Origin of the sequence: Vibrio sp. T3Y01 (assembly GCF_013114525.1) — a bacterium.
Classification (GTDB): Bacteria; Pseudomonadota; Gammaproteobacteria; order Enterobacterales; family Vibrionaceae; genus Vibrio; species Vibrio chagasii_B.
Genome location: NZ_VTXJ01000050.1, coordinates 1 through 2112, shown reverse-complemented (window position 1 = coordinate 2112; position 2112 = coordinate 1). Strand labels below are relative to the sequence as shown.

1 protein-coding gene and 1 pseudogene are annotated in these 2112 nt (G+C 38.3%); both read left to right on the top strand.

Annotated elements, in window-relative coordinates; genetic code table 11:
• Positions 1–1059 (top strand): hypothetical protein (locus F0232_RS24870; RefSeq protein WP_171751090.1); only part of this gene is annotated, 1059 nt, incomplete at its 5' end.
• Positions 1060–1302: 243 nt separating this feature from the next.
• Positions 1303–2112, top strand: a pseudogene (locus tag F0232_RS24865) (EAL domain-containing protein); the annotation flags it as partial.

The window sequence follows — 2112 nt, the reverse complement described above, 5'->3', positions numbered from 1 at the left end:
AATTGCAGTTTTATGCAGTTTGCATGGCAATCTTTTGCTTATTATACCAGTGACAAGACACCGGATTTATTCTTGAATATGATGCCGAAAGACAGAATATTTAAGGAGATACCCGATAGTTGGGACAATAAAGGTGATCAAGGATTAGTACAAAGTGAGATCCTTCAAGCCGGCTCTAATTTCCCATTGAACGATCAAGAAGGCAATCCGGTCTTCTATCAACAAAGTGTCAATAAAAAATTCTACGATGACATCGTCAAACACGGATTAAACAATAGCCAATGTGTCGCCGATATTGACAGTGGGAAAACACCGTTTGAAATATCCCCAGGCTCCACTGAAATAAAAACCTCATGGAAATTAATATCTAAATACGACAACCCTGAAAAATTTTTCACTATCTATAGAGATGTTGAGATCGACGGGGCTGTAAAGAGTAATGTTCTAATGGGCTTGGTTGGGATTCATATAGTGAGAAAAACAAGGAATCATCCTGAATTCATTTGGACCACATTTGAACACAAAGAAAACGCTCCTGATTGTGCTGATGTTCCTAACCTATCAAATTTTGAAAAATCAGGTAAATGGACATTTTTCAACCCAATGTCGTTTCAGAAAGTAAATACTTACTTCCCTGGTAAACCTACTCAAGTCTGTAGAGAAACACCCTATGGGGTTGGTTTTTTAACGAAAATTAAAGTGGCTAAAGATATAAAAGCGCTTAACGAGGCAATGTCACATTATTACCAATCACGTAAATCTGTTTGGTCTAACTACTTCCTTGTGGGTACATCTTGGACAGTCTCAAACGAGAGTAATTTAAATAAAGGAGAGATACCTCCCACTTGGAAAAATGAAATAGGCGGTTCGAAGTTATTATCAAACAGTACAATGGAGACCTATGTCCAAAACCCTCAATGGTTTGCTTTAGTACATCCTAAAGAAGATAGGGGCTGTTTTGCTTGTCATAAATATAATCCTTTAACAAAGAGAGCCTTACATTTAAGCCATATGTTTAATGCGGCCCAAGATTACGGTCCGTGTTTCTTTAAGGATTGATTTAGAACCTAAAAATTGAAACTTCCTAACAAAAAGTGATCGGCTTTCCACTTTTATGATTTTACCCTTTCAAATTAAAAGGTTTTATAGAAATTAACATTAATTAACCCACATAATAACATCTCACAACTCAAGACAATCCATTGGACTTATAATTATAAAGAGTTAAGCATGCGATCCAGACACCCTTGGTTAAACCGCTTATTCAGTCCCCACCCTCAATGGGTCTATAAGACTGGTGTTATGTTATTGGCCCTGTTGTTTAGCTTATTGGCTTCATTCGCAATCAGTCTTTATCAAGTTCATAATGAAATTAAGCATGACGTCGACTACCTCGATCAAATCGTTTCTGTTGCGATTAAATATGGGCTTGAAAAGCCCACTCTTTCTGAAGCCAGCGTCGCTAGCGGTGAATGCTCCACTGACACTATCGAACAATTAGAGAAGCTTTATGTGTCGCATCTACTTATGTCGATACCCATCGTTAATCTTGATAAGCAGAAACCCTATACCTATTGCTCCCCTTTTGGCGTTGAGCAATTTGAACAACGTAATTTTAAGAACTTACTCAATACACAATTAAAAGGGGAAATGTGGCGTTTAGCGATTGTTTCTCTCTCTACAACCCCAAAACATCCCCCCTATCTATACGGTTCGAATGGACAATATGGTTTCCTCTTTCCATTACGCACGGAATACCTTTTTCTTGAAAATGATTTAGACCATCAACGCTCTATTCGTTTATCTTTACCAAAAGAAAATTACACTATCCTTGAAATAGGCAGTTTGCCCAATGCCGATCGCCTGTACTCGAACTCAGTTTCTTCAAACTATCTGCCTCTTACCTTTGAATCCTTCGTCTCTACCTCACGAGTGCTCTCGAAGTTTAAGCAAAACTTGTGGCCGGTTACCACTTTACTCTTTATGATTTCACTCACCATTCTTTGGCTATGTGTTTCCTATTGGCACGCAAAAAAAGAAATTGCTCTTCAAAAAGCGGTTCGAGACGCCCAGTTTTTCCCCTATTATCAACCCATCGTCGACGCACAAACA